Here is a 17,934-nt window from a genome sequence, read left to right on the forward strand (position 1 = left end):
AAACCTGTGGGAGCTGGCTTGCCAGCGATGACGCCGGCACATTCAACTTCGATGTCGGCTGCGCCATCGCCATCGCGGGCAAGCCCGCTCCCACAGGGTTCGCGTCGATGTCAGGAATGCTGTCTTGCCTGAACATGTATCTGCACCCAATCGGTTGTGATCGCCATGAATACTTCTACTGCCAAAGCCCACATCGACTTGTCCCAGCCGCAGCGCAAGGTCCGCGTACGCAATCCCGGCTGGTTTCTGGTCAGCCCCTCGGTGGCCCTGTTGCTGCTGTGGATGATCGTGCCGCTGGGCATGACCATTTACTTCTCGCTGATCCGCTACAACCTGCTCTACCCCGGTGAAAACGAATTCGTCGGGCTCGAGAATTTCACTTACTTCCTGACGGATTCGGGTTTCATGCCCGGTGCGACCAACACTCTGCTGCTGGTCGGCAGCGTGCTGCTGATCAGCGTGGTGCTCGGCGTGCTCATCAGTGCGCTGCTTGAAGCGAGCGAATTCCTCGGTCGCGGCATCGTGCGGGTCATGCTGATTTCGCCGTTCTTCATCATGCCCACGGTCGGTGCGCTGATCTGGAAGAACCTGATCTTCCATCCGGTCTCGGGGATCCTCGCCTACATATGGAAACTGTTCGGCGCGCAACCGGTGGACTGGCTCGCCCACTACCCGTTGCTGTCGATCATCATCATTGTCTCGTGGCAATGGCTGCCCTTCGCGATCCTGATTCTGATGACCGCCATGCAGTCGCTGGACCAGGAACAGAAAGAGGCCGCGCGCCTCGACGGTGCCGGGCCGATCGCGATTTTCTGGCACCTGACCCTGCCGCATCTGGCACGACCGATTGCCGTGGTAGTGATGATCGAAACGATCTTCCTGCTGTCGGTGTTCGCCGAGATTTTCACCACCACCAACGGCGGCCCCGGCTACGCCTCGACCAACCTCGCCTACCTCATCTACAACCAGGCGCTGGTGCAGTTCGATGTCGGCATGGCCTCGGCGGGCGGCTTGATTGCCGTGGTCATCGCCAACATCGCCGCGATCATTCTGGTGCGGATGATCGGCAAAAACCTGACTGACAAAGCCTGAGGCCTGCCATGACTCTCCAACAATCCCGCCGGCTGCAAAGCCTGCTGCTCGGCACCCTGGCCTGGGCCATCGCGATCGTGATTTTCTTCCCGATCTTCTGGATGGTGATGACCAGTTTCAAGACCGAAATCGACGCGTTCGCCACGCCGCCGCAGTTCATCTTCACGCCGACGCTGGAGAACTACCTGCACATCAACGAGCGCAGCGACTACTTCAGTTTCGCCTGGAACTCGGTGGTGATTTCCTTCAGCGCCACCGCGTTGTGCCTGTTGATCGCGGTGCCGGCGGCTTACTCGATGGCGTTCTATGAAACCCAGCGCACCAAAGGCACGCTGCTGTGGATGCTCTCGACCAAAATGCTGCCGCCGGTGGGCGTGCTGATGCCGATCTACCTGCTGGCCAAGAGCTTCGGTCTGCTCGACACACGCATCGCGCTGATCGTGATTTACACGCTGATCAACCTGCCGATCGTGGTCTGGATGATTTACACCTACTTCAAGGACATTCCCAAAGACATCCTCGAAGCCGCCCGCCTCGACGGCGCCACGTTGTGGCAGGAAATGGTTCGCGTGCTGCTGCCGATCGCCAAGGGCGGCCTCGCCTCGACCGTGCTGCTGTCGCTGATTCTGTGCTGGAACGAGGCGTTCTGGTCGCTGAACCTGACCTCCTCGAAAGCCGCGCCACTGACCGCGCTGATCGCCTCGTATTCGAGCCCCGAAGGGTTGTTCTGGGCCAAGTTGTCGGCGGTGTCGACCCTGGCCTGCGCGCCGATCCTGATCTTCGGCTGGATCAGCCAGAAACAACTGGTGCGAGGCCTGTCCTTCGGCGCCGTGAAATGAATATTGCCAAGCAAAAGATACCGCCCATGTAGGAGCTGCCGCAGGCTGCGATCTTTTGATCTTAAAAAACAACAACGCGGAGGCCCATCATCATGGCCAACCTGAAAATCAAGAATCTGCAAAAAGGCTTCGAAGGCTTCTCCATCATCAAAGGCATCGACCTGGAAGTGAACGACAAGGAATTCGTGGTCTTCGTCGGCCCGTCCGGCTGCGGCAAGTCCACCCTGCTGCGACTGATCGCCGGCCTTGAAGAAGTCAGCGGCGGCACCATCGAACTCGATGGCCGCGACATCACCGAAGTCAGCCCGGCCAAGCGTGACCTGGCGATGGTGTTCCAGACTTACGCGCTGTACCCGCACATGACCGTGAAAAAGAACATGTCGTTTGCCCTCGACCTGGCCGGCGTACCGAAAGCCGAAGTCGAGAAAAAAGTCGGCGAAGCCGCGCGCATTCTTGAACTCGGCCCAATGCTTGAACGCAAACCGAAACAGCTCTCCGGTGGCCAGCGCCAGCGTGTGGCCATCGGCCGCGCCATCGTGCGCAATCCGAAAATCTTCCTGTTCGACGAGCCGCTGTCCAACCTCGACGCGGCGCTGCGCGTGCAGATGCGTCTGGAACTGCTGCGTCTGCACAAAGACCTGCAAGCGACGATGATTTACGTGACCCACGATCAGGTCGAAGCGATGACCATGGCCGACAAAGTCGTGGTACTCAATGGCGGAAAAATCGAGCAGGTCGGCTCGCCGCTGGATCTGTATCACCAACCGGCCAATCTGTTCGTCGCCGGGTTTCTCGGCACACCGAAAATGGGCTTCCTCAAAGGCAAGATTGCCCGCGTCGATGCCCAGAGCTGCGAAGTCTCGCTGGACGCCGGCACGCGCGTCACCCTGCCCTTCAACGCCGCCAATCTCAGTGTCGGCAGCGCCGTGACCCTTGGCATTCGCCCCGAGCATCTGGAATTGGCGCAAGCCGGCGACTGCACCCTGCAAGTCACCGCCGATGTCAGTGAGCGCCTCGGCAGCGACACCTTTTGCCACGTCATCACCACTGCCGGCGAAGCGCTGACCATGCGCGTGCGCGGTGATCTGGCCAGCCGTTACGGCGAGCAACTGAGCCTGCATCTGGACGCGGCCCACTGCCATTTATTCGATGCCGATGGCGTAGCGCTGACCCGCCCGCTGCGTGCTGCGGCCTGATTTTCGAGAGACTTGCCCAATGAAACTCAATCAACAGAATCTCCACGGCCTGGCGAGCGAAGTAAAGCTGCCGGCTTACCGCCTCGGCGACACTCGTCAGGGCATCGCGCACATCGGCGTCGGCGGTTTTCACCGCGCGCATCAGGCGTATTACACCGATGCGCTGATGAACACCGGCGAAGCGCTGGACTGGGCGATCTGCGGCGTTGGCCTGCGCGCAGAAGATCGCCGCGCCCGCGACGATCTCAAGGAACAGGACTACCTGTTCACCCTGTTCGAACTGGGTGACAGCGACGACACCGAAGTGCGCGTGATCGGCGCGATTCGCGACATGTTGCTGGCCGAAGACGGTGCTCAGGCACTGATCGACAAACTCGCCGACCCGCAGATCCGCATTGTCTCGCTGACCATCACCGAGGGCGGTTACTGCATCGATGACAGCAACGGCGAATTCATGGCGCACCTGCCGCAGATTCAGCATGACCTCGCCCACCCTGACGCGCCGAAAACCGTGTTCGGCTTTTTGTGTGCCGCCCTGGAAAAACGCCGCGCGGCGGGCATCCAGGCCTTTACCGTGATGTCTTGCGATAACTTGCCGCACAACGGCGCGGTGACCCGCAAGGCGTTGCTGGCATTTGCCACGCTGCGCAATAGCAATCTGTGCAGCTGGATCGACGCCAACGTCAGTTTCCCCAACGCCATGGTCGACCGCATCACGCCGATGACCAGCACCGCACATCGCCTGCAACTGGCCGACAAACACGGGGTCGACGATGCCTGGCCGGTGGTCTGCGAGCCGTTTGTGCAATGGGTGCTGGAGGATAAATTCGTCAACGGCCGGCCCGCCTGGGAAAAGGTTGGCGTGCAGTTCACCGACGACGTCTCTCCGTACGAGGAGATGAAAATCAAACTGCTCAACGGCAGTCATCTGGCACTGACGTATCTGGGCTTTTTGAAGGGTTACCGGTTTGTTCACGAGACCATGAACGACCCGCTGTTTGTACGGTATATGCGTGCCTACATGGACCTGGACGTGACCCCGCAACTGGCGCCGGTGCCGGGCATTGATTTGACCGAGTACAAGGACACGTTGGTCGCGCGTTTTTCCAATCAGGCGATTGCCGACCAGCTGGAGCGGGTGTGTTCGGATGGCTCGTCGAAGTTTCCCAAGTTCACCATTCCGACAATCAACCGGTTGATTGCCGATGGCCAGGAAACCAAGCGTGCGGCGCTGGTGGTCGCGGCATGGGCGTTGTATTTGAAGGGTGTGGATGAGAACGGTGATACCTATTCGATTCCTGATCCACGGGCGACGTTTTGCCAGGCGCTGGTGGCGGATGATGCGTTGATCACTGAACGGTTGTTGGCGGTTGAGGAGATATTCGGCACAGCGATCCCGCGATCGGCGGCGTTTGTGGCGGCGTTTGAGTGGTGCTGCAACAGCTTGCGCGAAGAGGGTGTGACGCGAACGCTGGAGCGTGTCCTCGCCTGAGTGACGCGGTGGGTCTACGGACCTCATCGCTGGCAAGCCAGCTCCCACAGGGTACTTGATCGTTCGTGAGTTTTAAGTACACCCGAGCGCCTGTGGGAGCTGGCTTGCCAGCGATTGGCTTCACCAAGACATACCTGACACCCTGAGGTACTCACTCCCACAGGGTACTTGATCGTTCATGAGTTTTAAGTGCACCCGAGAGCCTGTGGGAGCTGGCTTGCCAGCGATTGGCTTCACCAAGACATACCTGACACCCTGAGGTACTCACTCCCACAGGGTACTTGATCGTTCATGAGTTTTAAGTACACCCGAAAGCCTGTGGGAGCTGGCTTGCCAGCGATTGGCTTCACCAAGACATACCTGACACCCTGAGGTACTCACTCCCACAGGGTACTTGATCGTTCATGAGTTTTAAGTACACCCGAGAGCCTGTGGGAGCTGGCTTGCCAGCGATTGGCTTCACCAAGACATACCTGACACCCTGAGGTACTCACTGTGGCAACCCGACAACTTTTCCTCGGCATCGATTGCGGCACCCAAGGCACCAAAGCGATCATCCTTGACGCCGGCAGCGGGCAAGTCCTCGGCCAGGGCGCTGCTGCGCACACGATGATCAGCGGCGCCAATGGTCGTCGCGAGCAGGACACCCGGCAATGGCTCGACGCCTTTGCTCTCGCCAGCCGTCGCGCATTACTCGCCGCCAACGTCGACGGCGAGGAGATCCTCGGCGTCGGCGTTTCCGGCCAGCAACACGGCCTGGTATTGCTCGACGATCAGGGTGAAGTGCTGCGCCCGGCGAAACTCTGGTGCGACACCGAAACCACGGCAGAAAACGATCGTCTGCTCAAACATCTGGGCGGCGAAAAAGGTTCGCTGGAGCGCCTCGGCGTGGTCATCGCGCCGGGCTATACCGTGTCCAAACTGTTGTGGACCAAAGAGCAGCATCCCGCCGTTTTTTCGCGCATCGCGCGGATTCTGCTGCCCCACGACTACCTGAATTTCTGGCTGACCGGCCGTGCCTGCAGCGAATACGGTGACGCCTCCGGCACCGGCTACTTCAACGTGCGCAGCCGTCAATGGGACTTGCAATTGCTGCGCGACATCGACGCCAGCGGGCGCCTGCAAGCGGCATTGCCTGAGCTGATCGATGCACATCAAGCCGTGGGCAAAATTCTGCCGGCGATTGCCGAACACCTCGGTATCAACCCTGACGCGCTGATCTCCAGCGGCGGCGGCGACAATATGATGGGCGCCATTGGTACCGGCAATATCCAGCCTGGCGCGATCACCATGAGCCTCGGATCTTCCGGCACCGTTTACGCTTACTCCGACGTACCGAAAGTCAGCCCGGATGCTTCGGTTGCGACGTTCTGTTCCTCCAGCGGTGGCTGGTTGCCGCTGATCTGCACCATGAATCTGACCAACGCCACCGGTGCGATTCGCGAGCTGTTCGACCTCGATCTTGAACAGTTCAACGATCTCGTGGCGCAAGCGCCGATTGGCGCGGACGGTGTCAGTCTATTGCCGTTTTTCAACGGCGAACGGGTTCCCGCCCTGCCCCACGCCACCGGCAGCCTGCATGGCCTGACCCTGAACAATCTGACCCAGGCCAATCTGTGCCGCGCCGCTGTCGAAGGCACCACCTTCGGTTTGCGCTACGGGCTGGATTTACTGCGTCAGAATGGTTTACAAAGCCGCAGCATTTGCCTGATTGGCGGCGGTTCGAAAAGTGCGGTGTGGCGGCAGATCGTCGCCGACATCATGAACACCCCGGTCATCTGCACCGAGCAAAGTGAGGCCGCAGCCTTAGGCGCGGCGATTCAGGCCGCGTGGTGCAAATCCTGGTCGAACGGTCACGAAGACACGCTGGCGGATCTGTGCCAGCGTTGCGTGACACTCGACCTGAGCAGTGAAACCCTGCCGATTGCCGCCAATGTCGCGGCGTTTCAGCAGGCTTATGAACGCTATCAACAGCATGTCGCAACCCTATAAAGAGCAAACAACTATGTACCTGGTGTGTGGCGAAGCCCTGTTTGATTTCTTCAGCGAAGACGATGCCAGCGGTCTGGCCTCGAAAGTGAATTTCAAGGCGATAGCTGGCGGTTCGCCGTTCAACGTCGCCGTCGGCCTGCGCCGGTTGGGCGTGGACTCAGCGCTGTTCGGTGGACTGTCGACGGACTACCTCGGCCGCCGTTTGCAGCAGGTGCTGCAGGAGGAAGGCGTACGGCCTGACTATCTGGTGGATTTCGCCGCGCCGACCACGCTGGCGATGGTCGCGGTGGGTGCCAACGGCTCGCCGCATTACAGTTTCCGTGGCGAAGGTTGCGCCGATCGGCAGTTGAGCATGGCGCATCTGCCTGCCCTCGGCCCTGAAGTACGCGGCCTGCATGTCGGTTCGTTTTCACTGGTGGTACAGCCGATCGGCGACACGTTACTGGCTCTGGTTCAACGCGAAAGCGGCAAACGCCTGATCAGCCTCGACCCGAACGTGCGCCTCAACCCGCAGCCGAATATCGACCTGTGGCGCGAGCGCATTGCCACGCTGGTGCAGCTGGCAGACCTGATCAAAGTCAGTGACGAAGACTTGAGCCTGCTCTACCCCGAGGCCGATCCGCAGCGCGTGATCGAGGGCTGGCTGGAGCATCGCTGCCAGATCGTTTTCCTGACCCGTGGCGCTGAAGGCGCAACGGTGTTCAGCCGCACTCACGGTTCCTGGTCGGTACCGGCCTGCTCAGTGACGATTGCCGATACCGTCGGCGCCGGCGATACCTTCCAGGCCGCGCTGATCACCTGGCTGACCGAGCAGGGTCTGGATTCGGTGCAAGGCGTGCAGCAACTGGCTCGCGAGCAGATCGAGACAATGCTCAAGTTCGCCGTGCAAGCCGCTGCGCTGACCTGCAGCAAGACCGGTCCGGATTTGCCCTATCGTCACCAATTGTCCTGAGCGCGTAGACTGTCGGCCTTTTTGCGCACGACGGGATAACGGCTTTTGAACTGCAGGCAGACGCTTGGACTTTTGACACTGGCAACGCTATTGACCGGTTGCGGTACTTCGCCGCCGCGCTCGCCGGAAAACCTCTGCGACATTTTCCGGGAAAAAAGCGATTGGTACGACGCCGCACAGGTCACGCAAAAACGCTGGGGGGTGCCGATTCAGGTGCCCTTCGCGATCATGTATCAAGAGTCCGGCTATCGCTACGACGCCAAGACCCCACGTAAATACTTGCTCTGGGTGATTCCATGGGGCCGGGTGACCACGGCTTCGGGTTACGCTCAGGCCAAGGACGAAGTCTGGTCCGACTACCAGAAAAGCACCGGCCGACATGGTGCCGACCGTGAAGACTTCGATGACGCCATCGACTTTGTCGGCTGGTACATGGACAAGACCACCACCATCAATGGCGTCTACAAATACGACGCGTACAACCAGTACCTCAACTACCACGAGGGTTGGGGCGGTTATCGCAACAAGACTTATGCGAGCAAAGCCTGGCTGATGCCAACGGCGCGCAAAGTGCAGAATCGCTCGGACCTGTACGCCCAGCAATATGCCGGCTGCAAGGATGACCTGAACCGAGGGTTCTGGAGCCGCTTCTGGCATTGGCTGTAAGCCATACAGCCGCGGTCCATTCAGGGACGCCATCGCGGGCAAGCCCGCTCCCTCAGGGATTTCTGCGGTACACAGAATCTGCGTTCACTGAAGATCCTTGTGGGAGCTGGCTTGCCAGCGATGGCAGTCGAGCAGACGCTGAAATGACTGACCTTACAACACCGAAAAGTTGTAGCTGACGATCAACCGTGTCTCATCGACATCCCGGGCGAACTTCTCGTAGTTGGTCCGATACGTCGCATTGCGCAGACGCAAACTGACGTCCTTGAACGTGCCGGCCTGAATCACGTATTTCAACTCGCTGTCACGTTCCCACTCTTTGCCTTCCTGATCGCTGCCCAACACCTTGATGTGGTCACCGTTGACGTAACGGGTCAGGAAGCTCAGGCCATTGATGCCGATGGCCTTGAAGTCATAGTCGTAACGCAACTGCCAGGAACGTTCCTGCGCTGCGGCAAAGTCATTGACCTGCACATAGTTGACCAGATACGGATTGCTGCCATCGAGGTACGGCATCGAGTTGTCGCCGTTCATGCGCTGCCAACCGGCGCTGAAGGTATGCCCGCTGTGCGCGTAGGACAGCATGCCGCTCAATGCACGGTTATCGATGGACCCCGCCTTGGCATCGCCGCTATCGGCACTCTTCAGCACACGCAGATCCGCTTTCAGCACACCACCAGCCAGCGCTTGATTGCCCAACAGGCCAACGAAGTGCTGACGATAAATATCTTCCAGTTCGGCGTAGTGATACTGCGCGGTCAGGCGATCATTGATCTTGTAATCGAAACCGTACATGTCGAAATGATCGGCGGTGGTGTTGCAAGCGTAGCGCTTGTTCTTGCAATGCACGCGGATGTCTTGCGAATCGGTGGAGTCACGCGCGGTGTACTTGTCCAGGCGCGCGGCCATGAAGGTCAGGTCTTTCAGCTCTTTCGAGGTGAGCATGGCGCCGTTGAACATCGTCGGCAGCAAACGACCGTCGTTGTACTTCAGCAACGGCAGGTCCGGCAGTAGCGCGCCGTATTTCAATACGGTGTCCGAGACCTTGACCTTGGCGGTCAACCCCATTTTTGCGTACTGACCTTTCGAGCCGCGCGGATCGTTGCCGCTGGAGGGCAGCAGGCCGCTGTTGCTGCGGTCCGGGCTGGAATCGAGCTGAAAACCGAGCATGCCCAATGCATCGAGACCAAAACCGACCGTGCCTTCGGTGTAGCCCGATTGCAGGTTGAGAATAAAACCCTGAGCCGACTCTTCACGCTTGGACGCGCCTTGGTCGTTCGAGGTGTGCCCATCACGGAAATCGCGGTTGAAATACACCGTGCGCGATTCGATTTTCGCCGTGGTGTCTTCGAGAAAACCGCTGGCCTGAACCTGCGCGGCAAAACCGGCGCACAGCACAACAGCTCCGAAGCCAAACGACTGGCGCGGGGTGATGAGGGGGAATGGGGGACGCATGAAAAACTCCAACATTGCAGCGTTTGCGCAAAGGCGCAATAAGCCAGAAAAATAGCTCCCGTCCCGGGTCGAGGATGAGCCGGGAAGAAGTGAATACGCAGGGGTGAGCGGCAATGATGGCAGATGGCTTTGACGGGCCAAAGGCGACTTTAGTCTGAAACTGACTGACGATTCTTTAGCGGGTGGTCGAATAATTCCACGTCGCCATCACTCACAACGACCTTGAATCGCCCGATTTCATTGGGTGAAAACCCTCACCTAAGGGTTTTCCCTATGACCTTGAGGGACCACGCATACGGCATTTGCGCCTTGAACGAGGCGGTTTAATCCTCCATCATCCGTCCCCTGCTTATTCAATGGACGGAATTCAAGGCATGCTGGACGCCAACGCAACCCACATCACCCTCACGCTTGAAGGCGCCAACGCCGACCTGCAAGTCCTCAGCTTCACCGGTCGCGAAGCCCTCAACGAACCGTTCCGTTTCGACCTCGAACTGGTCAGCGCGCGCCCCGACCTGAAACTCGAAGAACTGCTGCACAAACCCGGGTTCCTGACCTTCGGCGCCACCGGCGAAGGCAAGATCCACGGTTTGGTGTATCGCATCGAGCAAGGCGATTCCGGCAAGACCCTGACCCGTTACAGCATCAGCCTGGTGCCGCAACTGGCCTATCTGCAGCACAACCATGATCAGCAGATTTTCCAGCAGCTCACCGTGCCGAAGATCATTGCCCAGGTTCTGGAAGATCGCGGCATTCTGGCCGACGCCTACAGCTTCCAGCTCAGTGCCGAATATCCGGAACGCGAATACTGCGTGCAATACGACGAATCCGACCTGCACTTCATCCAGCGCCTGTGTGAAGAGGAAGGTATCCACTTCCACTTCCAGCACAGCAGCAGCGGCCACAAACTGGTGTTCGGCGACGACCAGACGGTGTTCCGCAAACTCAAAGCGGTCAGTTACCAGCAAGACTCCGGCATGAGCGCCGACAAACCGGTGGTCAAGCGCTTCAACCTGCGCCTGGAAACTCGCACCAGCCGCGTCAGCCGCCGCGACTATGATTTCGAAAAACCGAAGCTGCTGCCCGAAGGCGCGGCCAAATCCGAATTCTCCCCGGACCTGGAGGACTACGACTACCCCGGCCGCTTCACCACCCGCGAGCGCGGCAAGTTCCTCTCGACCCGTGCGCTGGAACGCCATCGCAGCGACTACAAACTCGCCGAGGGCAAAGGTGACGAACCGACGTTCACCAGCGGCCATTTCCTCACGCTGGCCGAACATCCGCGCGCTGAATGGAATGAGCTGTGGTTGCTGTTGGAAGTCTTCCACGAAGGCAAGCAGCCGCAAGTGCTCGGCGAAAACGTCACCAGCGACGTCACCGACAACAAAAGCGATTTCCACCAAGGCTACCGCAACAGCTTCCTCGCCACGCCGTGGGACGCGCACTACCGCCCGGCCCTTGAGCATCCAAAGCCAAAAGTGCTCGGTAGCCAGACCGCCGTCGTCACTGGCCCGTCCGGCGAAGAAATTCACTGCGATCAGTACGGCCGCATCAAAGTGCAATTCCACTGGGACCGCGACGGCCAGGCCGACGACAAGACCACCTGCTGGATGCGCGTCGCCAGCGGTTGGGCCGGCAGCGCTTACGGCGGTATCGCCATCCCGCGCATCGGCATGGAAGTCCTCGTTACCTTCCTTGAAGGCGATCCCGATCAACCGCTGGTCACCGGCTGCCTGTACCACAAGGAAAACGTCGTCCCCTACGACTTGCCGGCGAACAAGACCCGCAGCACCTTCAAGACCCTCAGCTCCCCGGGCGGCAAGGGCTACAACGAGTTTCGCATCGAAGACAAGAAAGGCATCGAGCAGATCTACATCCACGCCCAGCGCGATTGGGACGAGAACATCGAGCACGACCAGAAAATCCGCGTCGGCAACGAACGCCATGACACCGTCGAAGCCAACACCCTGAGCGAATTCAAGGTTGAAGAACACCGGATTACGCACCTGGATCGCATCAGTGAAATGCGCGCTGACGACCACCTCACCGTGGGCGTGACCCAGCATGTAAAAGTCGGGACTGCGCAATTCGTTGAAGCCGGGACCGAGATTCACTACCACGCGGGTGACAAGGTTGTGGTCGAGGGCGGCATGGAGCTTACGGCCAAGGCTGGCGGCAGTTTTGTCAAAGTCGATGCCGGTGGCGTGACCATCAGCGGCGCCGAGGTCAAGGTCAACTCGGGCGGCGGCCCGGGCGCCGGCACAGGCATTGCCATCCTGCCACCGGTCATCCCCTTGGCCGCGGCAACAGACAAGGCCGGTGCCCTGCTCGTCCCCGCCGTCGCGCAAATCCTGCCGGCCAAAGCGCGCTAACCGATCTGCAAAGCCCGTCGCAAAAGCGGGCTGGGGACCACAGCTTGGGCCACGCCCTCAACCGTTGGCAGAGCAAATGGTTTACCCGTCAGAGGGGAGTCGTGGCTGACTCCCCAGGCCTTTTGCATACCGCAACACAAGCGTTCACCCATCAGTGGTAAACGCCTCCCGAGGAAATAAAAAATGCGCACATTCGCGCGCTCATCCAGGATGAAATCATTACTGTGTCTGACGTTCCCTTTGATCGGTGCCTGCAGCTCGGCTGACAGCATGACCGGCGACTACGGGGCCGACACTTTCACCTTGATTGCGAATTCACCTGCCAACTTCGAACTGACGTTCAAATCGCAGTATTCGCCGGAGTCCGGCCAGAACTGCGACGCTTATGTGCCAGGCCTGGGCAGCACACAACCAAGACGGCATCAAAAAACCGATAGCGTGGATGTAAAAGACAGGGCGCAAACGACCCGTTTCAAAATCCCTTTGAGCTATCACATCGCTGGATGCACCCTGGCGTTAACGCGGGTAGCCGTGGCCATCGACGGCCGCTATGGCCCATCTTCACTGGATATCGGTGGGGATGTCGGCGGAATATCTGTCAGAGGGGGCACAGCGTCGGGTGGTGTGACCCCTTCTGCGCCTGGAACCGCTGAGTTCAGAGGCCTGTGCACCTGGATGTTCCAGCTCAGCGTTGCAAGAATCGAAGATGACGGCATTTCAAAAATATTATCGTGCAGTGCGACGGATTCAAATTGGAACGTGCCCGCCGACTATTACGAACGCGGTAAACCGGGCGGAGCCGTTCAACGCTCAACGCTTAAAAACAGCGAAATCAGTTTTACTTACCGCCTATCAGAAGATGAAGTACCGAGCATGGACAATCGGTGGATTAAAACCACCCAGGGATGGAAACCGTGTCAAGGCAGCGCAACCTCCGAAAGATGCCAGAAACCGCCAGTGTTCAAAAAATTCAAAATCAACGGCCGCGAGTGCTCCGTTTATCCAAACTGCACCGAGTAACGCCTGTCTGGCGAAACAAAAGCGCATAAGCTTCACGACTATCAAACACGGACGTCGGATTCAGCACCATGGAATTGCAGTTCAGCATCACCCCAGAACACACGCGGATGCGGATCGGCGCACTGCTTGAGCAGGAGCTGCTCAAGGATGATCAGCTGCAGGCGCGGCTGTTGGTTCATATGCAGCAGTTGCAAGACCGTTTGCTCGCGCCGCTGCTGTTTTTCCTGGGGCTGGCCGGTGGTTTGCTGGCGATCTATTTCCCCGCGCGCTTACTCAGCGCACAGACTTTAATCGCCATGGTGCTGTTCGCCGTGGTTTTTACGGGGAGTTGGTGGTTTTACTCCGATCGCCTGTTAAACCCTTTGCGCAAACGCATCGCTGACAACCGTGCGAAGCCGCGTGCGCCTTTTCGTCGTGCGAGCCAGCGCCTGATCGAAATGAAGTTACGCACGCAGCTCAAGGCGTCTGAGGGAAATTATCGCCTGCAACTCGACGAACAGGGTTTCACCCTGATCAATACCAAAGGCAAGAGCGCCAAAGCCAGCCTGGCCTGGGCGCAGATCGTGCGACTCAAAATCACGCCCGACTTTTACTCCGTTGCCTGCGCCAAACTGGACGGCAAGGGCAAGGCCTATCACATCCCCAGGCACAGCGATGCGATGGACGCGGAGCTTTATCAGCAAGGTCTGGCGCTGTTTTTGAGCCGGGTGCCAGTTTCGGTTCAGTCATGAACAGCCCGCTCGAAACACACTCGAGAATGTCCCCGTGAGAAAAATCCTTCTGGGCTTGTTGGTCACCATCCTGAGCTCTCACGCCCTGGCCACTGAACCTCGGTTTACGACTCAGCTCAGTTGTCAGTTGGGTGACAGCCTAAGCGTGATTTCGCTGCTTCGCGGGCATCCCCTTTCGGGTACTGATGTGTACCGGGTGCGCCTGCCAGATGCAGCGGGTTTCCTGTACGAAGACGCGGATGCTTCTCGAGGGAGTAACGTGCAGTCGCGATGTGTGCCACTGAAAGAGGGTTCGCGTGTGCTGCTGGTCTCGGGTGAATTCACCTCGAATTACCTGCAAGGGGTGCTGTTCTATCTGGATCTTGTCGATCACAAGATCGGGCGAATCGAATTCGCTGAAAGAAACCGTCCGGGATGGATCTGGCTGACGGAGCAAGGTCCTCAGGTGATTTTTGCGAACGTGGGTCATGAGAGTTCGCACAAATACCTGATCTATGGCCCCAATGACCGCTACCAGGAAACGGATGAGTTTCCCGCTCATTCACACGTGAAGAATGAAACGCTGGTGACGTTAAAACTCTAACGACTCTCGCTCGATACAAATGAAGTTTTTACAAAGAATCGGCCCTACTCCTCAAAAAAACTCCTGTTCCCTGACAGCCGGCGTTCAGCAGGGTTAACCATCGCTTAACGCCGTGGTCGAAAACTCTACTGAACCGCACGCCCTCGACCGTTTTGGCCGACGCCCAGTGCGGCAGGTTCGGCCCGCGTCACGCCGAACTTCTTTCCGTTGCTCGGGAGTCCTTTGATGAACATTCGTCCCTTCCTGCTCACCGCCGCCCTCGCCTGCACAGCCTTCGCCGGGCTGGCCCAGGCCAATGACACGTCCGCCACCTCCAAAGCCGTGCCTTATCAGTACGGCATGCCGCTGCACGTCGCGAAAGTGGTGTCGTTGACCGAGCCACCCACAATGGATTGCAAGGTGATTACCGCAGACATGAAATACATCGACAACAACGGTAAGCCTGAGGAAATCAGCTATCGGAAATTGTCTGACGCGTGCAGTTATCAAAACTGACGGAAAGCTCTGATTTGCGGCTTTGCGGTAGGCTTGGCGTGCTCCGGAGGTTATGCTCGGGGTCCTCCTCACTGCCGCAAAGGACTCGCCATGCAGTTGTCGTTTCGCACGTTGTCTGGGATCACTGCTTCGTTGTGTTGTGTGCTCGCGCTGGTCTGGGGCTTTTTCCCCGAACTGTTGTTGGCGATCTGGAGCATTGAATATTCCGACGGAGCCGGGTTTGTCGCGCGGCGCAGCGCCATGTTGTTCGCGGCACTGGGGGTGATGTTTTTCCTGGTGCGCAATGCGCCGCCGTCATCGACACGAAGTGCGCTGAGCAACGGTTTTATGGTCGGCTGTTTTGGTTTGGCAGTGCTCGGTTTCGGAGAATGGCTGAACGGCCACGCCGGCCCCGGGATTTTGCTCGCGGTGCTGGTCGAGTTCGCGCTGGGCCTTGGTTTCGTGCAGGCCCGGCGCGTGACGGTCGAACTGAGTGAAACGGTGCGTTAAACGGCTCTGGAGCGTGGGCTGTAGTGGTGTGGCGTAGCTTGTTCCTTCAAGTCCGAGCGCAGCCCTGCGATCAGTTCATTGATTTCACGACAGCCATTGAGGTGGCTGGCGTCGATGCCACTGACCAACAAATCGACCTGATCGGTCTGATGATCGCCAAACACTTTGACGGTCATCGACAAGTCGGGCGACAAGGTGCACTGGCAGCGTTTTGGCAGAAAACTGCTTTCAATGATGTTACGAAGTTCCAAGGCAGACAGAAACATGGCGAACCCTCTCCTTACTGTGCGATTGCCAATCAAGTATTCACGCTGACCTTTTGCTGCTCCTGCACGGGTGTGTCCCCGCTGTTTCCCTGGTGCGGCAAACGGTGGTACTGCGAAATGCCCATTGGAGTGTAGGCGCCCAAACCCGGTGCGCCGCACTGAAAAGACGCATAAAACGTGCCTTTCATCGGCTCATTTTGACCCTCGAAAAATCAATGACTTGGCGCGATGGCCAGCGTTTTGCCAGTTGCAAAATGCCGGAATGGCTGGAGGGTACGTTGCATTTTGCAATCTGTTGCGGGTTTGCATTCGCTGCCTGTGACAGTAAGAATGCCTGTCAATCACCCTACACCCGCCAGGAGGCTTCCATGGGTTCTTTACGCATTTACGCGACCACCGGGCTTGTTATCGCAAATCTGTCCACGTTCGCCCACGCCGCCAAACTTGAAGACGTGGCCCCGTACCCGAAAGCCGAAGCCGGCTTCACCCGCCAGGTCATTCACTTACCCAAACAGGCGCAGGAAGAAAACTTCCAGGTCGAGATCCTCGCGGGTAAGACCCTTGAAGTGGATTGCAACCGCCAGAAACTGGACGGGATTCTCGATGAAAAGAGCCTGCAAGGCTGGGGTTACCCGTTTTATCACCTTGAGAATGTCATCGGCCCGACGAGCACGATGATGGCCTGCCCTCCCGGCTCGAAGAAAAAACGCGCGTTCGTACCGGTTGTCGGTGATGGCTTCATGCTGCGCTACAACAGCAAACTGCCGGTCGTGGTCTATGCCCCATCCAATGTCGAAGTGCGCTACCGCATCTGGTCGGCCTCGGACAAAACCGGAACAGCCCTTCAGGAATAATCAGAACAAGGAGCGCCGCCGTTGATTACCTGCCACGTCAGATATGTCATTGATCCTTACCAGTTGACCGAATTCGAGGCTTACGCCAAGGCCTGGCTCGGAATTGTCGAGCGCCTGGGCGGCAGCCATCACGGCTATTTTCTGCCCTCGGAAGGCGCCAGCAACATCGCTTACTGCCTGTTCAGCTTTCCCTCGCTGGCCGATTACGAAAGCTATCGGCATATCGCCATGACCGACCCTGAGAGTACGGCGCTGGTGGCGACGCTGGTCGAGAAGAAGTTCATTGTCAGCTACGAGCGCACATTCCTGCGCCCGTTGCTGGCCTGACCGACATCACGCCGGGACGCTGCACGCCGCCGCGCGCTCGGCGACATGCCGCAAACTGTCGAAATTGATGTTCGCACCGGAATCGATGGCGACGAAGGTTTGCTCGCGGACTCCCGTGCGCGCCACGAACTGCTTGATCCCGGCCACGGCCAAGGCGCCGGAGGGCTCGGTGATCGAGCGGGTATCGTCGTAGATGTTCTTGATCGCTGCGCAGAGCTCATCGTTGCTGACGGTGATGACTTCGTCGACACAAAACCGGCAAACCTCAAAGCCGAACTCACCGATCTGCGCCACCGCCACACCATCGGCGAAGGTGCCGACATTGGGCAGGACGACCCGTTCTCCTGCGTGCAGGGCGGCTTGCAGGCACGCAGAGTGTTTGGATTCGACGCCGATGATCCGCACGTCCGGGCGCAGGTATTTGATATAGGCCGCGATGCCCGCGATCAACCCGCCACCGCCGACCGGAATAAAGATCGCGTCCAGCGCGCCCTGGTGCTGGCGGAGGATTTCCATGGCGACGGTGCCTTGCCCGGCGATCACGTGCGGATCATCGAACGGTGAAACAAAGGTGCGCCCGGTCTGCTCGGCAAGTTGCAGTGCATAAGCCAGTGCAAACGGAAAACTCTCACCGTGCAGCAGCGCTTCGGCGCCACGACTTCGCACGCCAAGCACTTTCAGTTCCGGCGTCGACTTCGGCATGACGATAGTCGCGGCAATTCCCAACTCGCGCGCCGCCAGCGCCACGCCTTGCGCGTGATTGCCGGCAGACGCGGTGATCACCCCGCGCGCTTTCTGCGCATCGCTCAACTGCACCAGTTTGTTGTAGGCACCGCGGATTTTGAAGGAGAACGTCGGCTGCAGATCTTCGCGCTTGAGCAGGATGCGGTTGCCCAACGCTTCGGACAGCGCCGGCGCGGCCTGCAACGGCGTACGCACGGCCAGGTCATAAACGGGCGCGGCAAGAATCTTCTTCACGTATTGCTCAAGCAGGGCTTGCTGATCGTCGGTATACGTCATCGTCATCTCCTTGATAACCCCCTGTAGGAGCTGCCGCAGGCTGCGATCTTTTGATCTTGATCTTTAAAAGCAACATCAAAAGATCGCAGCCTG

General features: G+C 58.7%; 17 protein-coding genes and 1 pseudogene. 15 read left to right on the plus strand and 3 right to left on the minus strand.

Going from position 1 to position 17,934, the window contains the following annotated elements; all coding sequences use genetic code 11:
• Positions 1–165 precede the first annotated feature (165 nt).
• The 7 genes from EJA70_RS19835 (at position 166) to EJA70_RS19865 (ending at position 8,229) form a co-directional block, all read left to right on the plus strand.
• Positions 166–1,092, plus strand: a complete 927-nt coding sequence (locus tag EJA70_RS19835) for a carbohydrate ABC transporter permease (RefSeq protein ID WP_053119886.1) — start codon at positions 166–168, stop codon at positions 1,090–1,092.
• Between the two features lie 8 nt (positions 1,093–1,100).
• Positions 1,101–1,931 carry a carbohydrate ABC transporter permease gene (locus EJA70_RS19840; protein ID WP_003225143.1) on the plus strand — a complete coding sequence of 277 codons (831 nt, stop codon included), beginning with the start codon at positions 1,101–1,103 and terminating at the stop codon, positions 1,929–1,931.
• Between the two features lie 92 nt (positions 1,932–2,023).
• A complete protein-coding gene (locus EJA70_RS19845; protein ID WP_008079512.1) occupies positions 2,024–3,127 on the plus strand; it encodes an ABC transporter ATP-binding protein in 1,104 nt (367 codons plus the stop codon).
• A 19-nt stretch (positions 3,128–3,146) separates the two neighbouring features.
• Positions 3,147–4,619, plus strand: a complete 1,473-nt coding sequence (locus EJA70_RS19850) for a mannitol dehydrogenase family protein (RefSeq protein ID WP_158832938.1) — start codon at positions 3,147–3,149, stop codon at positions 4,617–4,619.
• A 495-nt stretch (positions 4,620–5,114) separates the two neighbouring features.
• Positions 5,115–6,611, plus strand: coding sequence for a xylulokinase (xylB, locus tag EJA70_RS19855; protein WP_158832940.1), 1,497 nt, complete (start codon positions 5,115–5,117; stop codon positions 6,609–6,611).
• A gap of 13 nt (positions 6,612–6,624) precedes the next feature.
• Positions 6,625–7,563 carry a carbohydrate kinase gene (locus EJA70_RS19860; protein WP_158832942.1) on the plus strand — a complete coding sequence of 313 codons (939 nt, stop codon included), beginning with the start codon at positions 6,625–6,627 and terminating at the stop codon, positions 7,561–7,563.
• Between the two features lie 45 nt (positions 7,564–7,608).
• Positions 7,609–8,229: a hypothetical protein gene (locus tag EJA70_RS19865; protein WP_008079528.1), complete on the plus strand. Its 621-nt coding sequence runs from the start codon at positions 7,609–7,611 to the stop codon at positions 8,227–8,229.
• Between the two features lie 153 nt (positions 8,230–8,382).
• Here EJA70_RS19865 and EJA70_RS19870 read toward each other — a convergent pair whose 3' ends face one another.
• Complete coding sequence (locus tag EJA70_RS19870; RefSeq protein ID WP_158832944.1) at positions 8,383–9,684, minus strand: OprD family porin; 1,302 nt, start codon at positions 9,682–9,684, stop codon at positions 8,383–8,385.
• Positions 9,685–10,058: 374 nt separating this feature from the next.
• On the opposite strand from EJA70_RS19870, the gene EJA70_RS19875 reads away from it, so the two are divergent.
• The 6 genes from EJA70_RS19875 (at position 10,059) to EJA70_RS19900 (ending at position 15,374) form a co-directional block, all read left to right on the plus strand.
• Positions 10,059–12,056 carry a type VI secretion system tip protein VgrG gene (locus EJA70_RS19875; protein WP_008079530.1) on the plus strand — a complete coding sequence of 666 codons (1,998 nt, stop codon included), beginning with the start codon at positions 10,059–10,061 and terminating at the stop codon, positions 12,054–12,056.
• Positions 12,057–12,239: 183 nt separating this feature from the next.
• A complete protein-coding gene (locus EJA70_RS19880) occupies positions 12,240–13,076 on the plus strand; it encodes a hypothetical protein (RefSeq protein WP_158832946.1) in 837 nt (278 codons plus the stop codon).
• 68 nt (positions 13,077–13,144) lie between these two features.
• Positions 13,145–13,807, plus strand: a complete 663-nt coding sequence (locus EJA70_RS19885) for a hypothetical protein (protein WP_158832948.1) — start codon at positions 13,145–13,147, stop codon at positions 13,805–13,807.
• 34 nt (positions 13,808–13,841) lie between these two features.
• Positions 13,842–14,390, plus strand: a complete 549-nt coding sequence (locus tag EJA70_RS19890) for a hypothetical protein (protein WP_158832950.1) — start codon at positions 13,842–13,844, stop codon at positions 14,388–14,390.
• Between the two features lie 225 nt (positions 14,391–14,615).
• Positions 14,616–14,885 (plus strand): DUF2790 domain-containing protein, encoded by a 270-nt coding sequence (locus tag EJA70_RS19895; RefSeq protein ID WP_008079534.1) that lies wholly within the window; start codon positions 14,616–14,618, stop codon positions 14,883–14,885.
• Positions 14,886–14,975: 90 nt separating this feature from the next.
• Positions 14,976–15,374, plus strand: a complete 399-nt coding sequence (locus EJA70_RS19900) for a hypothetical protein (RefSeq protein WP_008079537.1) — start codon at positions 14,976–14,978, stop codon at positions 15,372–15,374.
• On the opposite strand, the gene EJA70_RS19905 is transcribed toward EJA70_RS19900, so the two are convergent.
• The gene (locus tag EJA70_RS19905; RefSeq protein WP_008079538.1) at positions 15,371–15,640 is read right to left on the minus strand and encodes a DUF1652 domain-containing protein; all 270 of its coding nucleotides are present in this window, start codon (positions 15,638–15,640) and stop codon (positions 15,371–15,373) included. The two genes, EJA70_RS19900 and EJA70_RS19905, sit on opposite strands and share 4 nt — an antisense overlap.
• A 368-nt stretch (positions 15,641–16,008) precedes the next feature.
• Between EJA70_RS19905 and eco the strand changes: the two genes are divergently transcribed.
• Together eco and EJA70_RS19915 are read left to right on the plus strand one after the other, a co-directional pair.
• Positions 16,009–16,494, plus strand: a complete 486-nt coding sequence (gene eco, locus EJA70_RS19910) for a serine protease inhibitor ecotin (protein WP_158832952.1) — start codon at positions 16,009–16,011, stop codon at positions 16,492–16,494.
• A gap of 21 nt (positions 16,495–16,515) precedes the next feature.
• Entirely contained in the window at positions 16,516–16,821 is a 306-nt protein-coding gene (locus EJA70_RS19915; protein ID WP_008079542.1) for an NIPSNAP family protein, read from the plus strand.
• Positions 16,822–16,851: 30 nt separating this feature from the next.
• Here the strand turns inward: EJA70_RS19915 and ilvA are convergent.
• A pseudogene (ilvA, locus tag EJA70_RS19920) lies at positions 16,852–17,847 on the minus strand (threonine ammonia-lyase, biosynthetic); the annotation flags it as partial.
• Between the last annotated feature and the right edge of the window lie 87 nt (positions 17,848–17,934).

Source organism: Pseudomonas sp. PB103 (genome assembly GCF_009764635.1).
GTDB lineage: Bacteria > Pseudomonadota > Gammaproteobacteria > Pseudomonadales > Pseudomonadaceae > Aquipseudomonas.